This window comes from Mesorhizobium sp. M7A.F.Ca.CA.003.01.2.1, assembly GCF_003998945.1.
Lineage (GTDB): Bacteria > Pseudomonadota > Alphaproteobacteria > Rhizobiales > Rhizobiaceae > Mesorhizobium > Mesorhizobium ciceri.
In genome coordinates this window covers 1-3,840 of the sequence record NZ_RZRA01000548.1, presented here as the reverse complement: position 1 = coordinate 3,840, position 3,840 = coordinate 1, and the positions used below count along the sequence as shown (strand labels likewise).

Annotated in this window: 5 protein-coding genes; 4 read left to right on the top strand and 1 reads right to left on the bottom strand. The window is 62.9% G+C overall.

Going from position 1 to position 3,840, the window contains the following annotated elements:
* The coding region (locus EN969_RS20805) for a 2-oxo acid dehydrogenase subunit E2 (protein ID WP_206525195.1) at nt 1-179 on the top strand (179 nt) is incomplete at its 5' end.
* A 114-nt stretch (nt 180-293) separates the two neighbouring features.
* The gene (locus tag EN969_RS20800; protein WP_013529317.1) at nt 294-662 is read left to right on the top strand and encodes a hypothetical protein; all 369 of its coding nucleotides are present in this window, start codon (nt 294-296) and stop codon (nt 660-662) included.
* Here the strand turns inward: EN969_RS20800 and EN969_RS20795 are convergent.
* On the bottom strand, nt 659-1,630 hold the full coding sequence (locus EN969_RS20795) for a sugar-binding domain-containing protein (RefSeq protein WP_027162947.1): 972 nt from the start codon (nt 1,628-1,630) through the stop codon (nt 659-661). The two genes, EN969_RS20800 and EN969_RS20795, sit on opposite strands and share 4 nt — an antisense overlap.
* A 258-nt stretch (nt 1,631-1,888) precedes the next feature.
* On the opposite strand from EN969_RS20795, the gene EN969_RS20790 reads away from it, so the two are divergent.
* Both EN969_RS20790 and EN969_RS20785 read left to right on the top strand, forming a co-directional pair.
* Entirely contained in the window at nt 1,889-2,875 is a 987-nt protein-coding gene (locus EN969_RS20790; RefSeq protein WP_063169129.1) for an ABC transporter substrate-binding protein, read from the top strand.
* A gap of 92 nt (nt 2,876-2,967) precedes the next feature.
* Nucleotides 2,968-3,840, top strand: an 873-nt coding sequence (locus tag EN969_RS20785; RefSeq protein WP_164758387.1) for an ABC transporter permease subunit, incomplete at its 3' end; no start/stop codon positions are given.

Sequence of the window (3,840 nt, the reverse complement as noted above, 5' to 3'; positions counted from 1 at the left end):
TCCTGGCAGTCGGCGCCGGCGAGGAGCGGGCAGTGGTCAAGAACGGCGAGATCAGAATAGCCACCGTGATGTCGGTGACGCTGTCGACCGACCACCGCGCCGTGGACGGTGCGCTGGGTGCCGAACTGCTGGTCGCCTTCAAGAACCTCCTTGAAAATCCGATGGGCCTGCTGGTCTGATCCACCAAGCAGAAGCCGGCGCCGACTGATGCGCCGGCTTGCGACAGAAACGACTTGTCAGGCGCTGACCCTTGACCCATGTTCTATCTGGATTGCGATCCAGGGAGGCCAAATATGCCTGCATTCGACCCATCTGACGTCAAAACCCTGTTCGGCAAGGTCATGGGTGCGTCGCCATCCGACATCAAGCTGGTGGCGCAGCGCCTGCACGACCACGCCTTCGAGCCTCGCATGTCGGCGGAGGAGACCAGGCAGCTCGTCGCCAGCCTCGGCTATGACAGTCTGGACGCGTTCTGCGCCGACATCGGTCTGCCCACGCATATCGCCGAGCGGTGGAGCCGTTTTGGTGTTTCCGGCGAGATGAAGCAGGTGTTCACACTGTTGGCGGCGCAGCGCAAGCGGGTGGCCGAGGCGATCGCCGAATTCGAATCCATGACCCATGTCGGCGTCGAGGATTTTTTGCGCGAGCGCGGGCTGATCTAACCGCCCTTGGCAAGCAGCGCCGTGGCGGTATCGCTGTCAGTGATCAGCACATTGGTGTCGACGGCTTTCAGTGCGGCGAGGATCGCCGCGACCTTGCGCTTGCCGCCCGCGGCGAGAACCACATTCGGCACCTTGCCGACCACATCGAGATCGATGGCCATGACACGCCCGTTTACCTCGTGGTCCACCAAACGGCCATTGGCATCGACGAAATAGCACAGCATGTTGGCGACCGCGCCCTTCGCTTTCAACGGAGCGATCAGCGATGACGGAACGATGCCATGCCGGAAGATGGTGGCGTCCGGCGACATGTCGCCGACGGTGAGCAGCGCGATGTCGGCGGCGGCCGCGCGTTGGCGTACATCCTGCAGGGTCGGCTGCGCCCAGAGGAGATCGCGCAGCGAGGAATTGTCGACCGTGACCGGCGCGGTGATCTGGTAGCTGTCGACCTCGAAGACATCGGCTACCTTGGCGGCAACGATGGACGGATTGATCCATTGCGAGTGCGGCAGGCTGCCGACGAGCGCCACCACACAGGCACGCTTCAACTGCCGGCGGGCAAGGAAGCCGAGGCTGGCATGCAGGGTCGCGCCGCCACCGATGGCGAGCGTCATGCCGTCCTGCATCTGCTCGCCGAGATAGGCCGCGACGGCATGGCCGATGGCTTTCTCCAGATGGTCATGCGCCGAAGGCGTCGGGATGACGACGGCGGCATTCAGACCCCAGCGCTTTTCCAGTCCCCGCTCGAGCGCCACCTGCCCGGCGGTCGGCGCGTTGATCATGGTGACGACAATGCCCTCGGCGGTGCAGGAGGCCAGCGTACGCATGACCTTCACCCTGGAGACATCGAGCTTTTCGGCAATCTGTTCCTGGGTGAAACCTTCGACATAGTAGAGCCATGCCGTCTTGACGGTAAGGTCCGACGAGACCATCGGCAGGCGAGCCTGTCTGGGTTTTTCTGTGGTCATCGGTTCCTGTCCCTCATGAGCCGTGGCCTGACCGGTGCTCATCAAGGAAATACCGGCCGGATGTCAACTGATGCCGGATCTGCGGCGTGTCGATTGTCGCACATTTCTGTTCATTTGTAATTGACATCGTACATATGAACATATTTTGTGGGTTTCACGCGCTGTGTCATCCACCAGTCATATGCGCCGTGCAGGGAGGAAGAGACGGGGAGCCGGCCAGAGCCGGACCGGTCATGCACAGAAAGACAGGAGGTCTCATTGAAGACGCACTTCATCAAGCTGCTGGCCAGCCAGCTGGCGCTCGCGGCAACTTTGTTTGCCGGCGTGGCAAACGCCGAAATACTGACGCTCTACACGTCCCAGCCGGAAGCCGACGCGGCCAAGACCGTGGATGCCTTCAAGAAGGCGCAGCCGGGTATCGATGTGAATATCTATCGCTCCGGAACGAGCGACATCCTCACCAAGATGGCGGCCGAGTTTGCCGCCGGCAGCCCGCAGCCCGACGTGCTTCTGATCGCCGATGCGGTCTCGATGGAGCTGTTGAAGAAGGACGACCGGCTACTGCCCTATCCCGAGGCAAAGCTCGATGGCATCGAGGCGGATGCCTATGACGCCGACAAGACCTATTTCGGCAGCAAGCTGATCACCACCGGCATCGTTTACAACACCGCCGCGGCCGAGAAGCCGCAGCATTGGGCCGATCTTGCCAAGCCCGCCTATGCCGATGGCCTGGTCATGCCGAGCCCGCTCTATTCGGGTGCCGCCGCCTACCTGCTTTCGGGCTTCGTCGGCGACGCCAATTATGGCTGGGATTTCTTCCAGAAGCTGAAGACCAACAACACCGTCAGCGTGCGCGGCAATGGTGCGGTGCTGAAGGCGGTGGCATCGGGCGAAAAGCCCTATGGCATCCTGGTCGACTTCATGGCGATGAACGCCAAGAAGAAGGGTTCCCCGGTCGAGTTCGTGTTCCCCTCGGAAGGTGTGCCGGCAGTGACCGAACCGGTCGCCATCATGAAGACCGCCAGGAATGTCGACGGCGCCAAGAAGTTCGTCGACTTCATTCTTTCCGATGACGGCCAGAAGCTTGCGCTTTCGATGGGCTATCTGCCGGCGCGCGCCTCGGTCGGCCGCCCCGAATGGCTGCCGGAAGGCGTCAAGGTCAAGGTGATGCCGTTCGACACCAAGGCAATCGTCGCCAAAACCGACGCCGACAAGGCGAAGTTCTCGGAATTGTTCGGGGGCTGAGCCGGCAATCCAGTCAGGGGTGCCGTCCCAGCGGTATCCCTGACGGGCAAAACCCCGATCGCATCGGCTGATCGACCCCAGGAAACGCAATCATGTCAACACGGATCAGGGAAAGCCGGGGCCAGGAAATGGTCCTGACGGCGGCGGTAGCCATCGTCATCGTCCTGCTTTCCCTGCTGCCGATGCTGCGCCTGATCAAGGAGATCGTGGCGCCCGGCGGCACGCTGTCGACCGTCGCGATAAAGGCGGGGCTCGCCAGTCCGGCGACCTGGATCGCCACCTGGCACACACTGGTCGTCGGTATCGGCGGCACCCTGCTTGCGGTGCTGTCTGGAACGCTGGTGGCCGTCCTCGTCACTCTGACCGATATCCGCGCTCGCAGCGCCATGGTGCTCTGTTACGTCATGCCCTTGATGATCGCGCCGCAGGTGACGGCGCTGGCCTGGCTGCAATTGTTCGGCCCGGCAAGCCCGTTCCTCAAGCTGTTCGGGGCGGCACCGCCGCTCGGTACCAGGAACCCGCTCTATTCGACATCGGGCATCATCCTGCTGCTCGGCGTGCAGTATGGCCCGCTGGTTTTCCTGTTGGTGCGCGCCGGGCTGCGCAAGCTGCCGCGCGAGCTGGTCGAAGCCGCGCGGGCGGGCGGTGCCGGCTGGTTCACCGTGCTGGTCACCATCGTGCTGCCCTTGATGACGCCGTCGATCATGGCGGCCGCTGCCCTTGCCTTCGTCTCATGCGTCGGCAATTTCGGCATTCCGGCCTTTCTCGGCATTCCCGCCAACTATCTCGTGCTGCCGACGCTGATCTATCAGAAGCTGGCCGGCGGCGGCCCCGCCGTGCTCGGCGAAACCGCATTCCTATCGGTGCTGATCGGCATCATCGCCATGGCGGGTATCCTTGCCCAGGAGATCATGAGCCGCCGCCGCGACTATCGCATCAGCTCCACGGCGCTTTCGGCCGAACCC

What these genes read in the sequence shown, in the direction of transcription:
- EN969_RS20800 (WP_013529317.1), top strand. Translation starts at nt 294, where the DNA reads ATGCCTGCATTCGACCCATCTGACGTCAAAACCCTGTTCGGCAAGGTC.
- EN969_RS20795 (WP_027162947.1), bottom strand. Translation starts at nt 1,630, where the DNA reads ATGACCACAGAAAAACCCAGACAGGCTCGCCTGCCGATGGTCTCGTCG.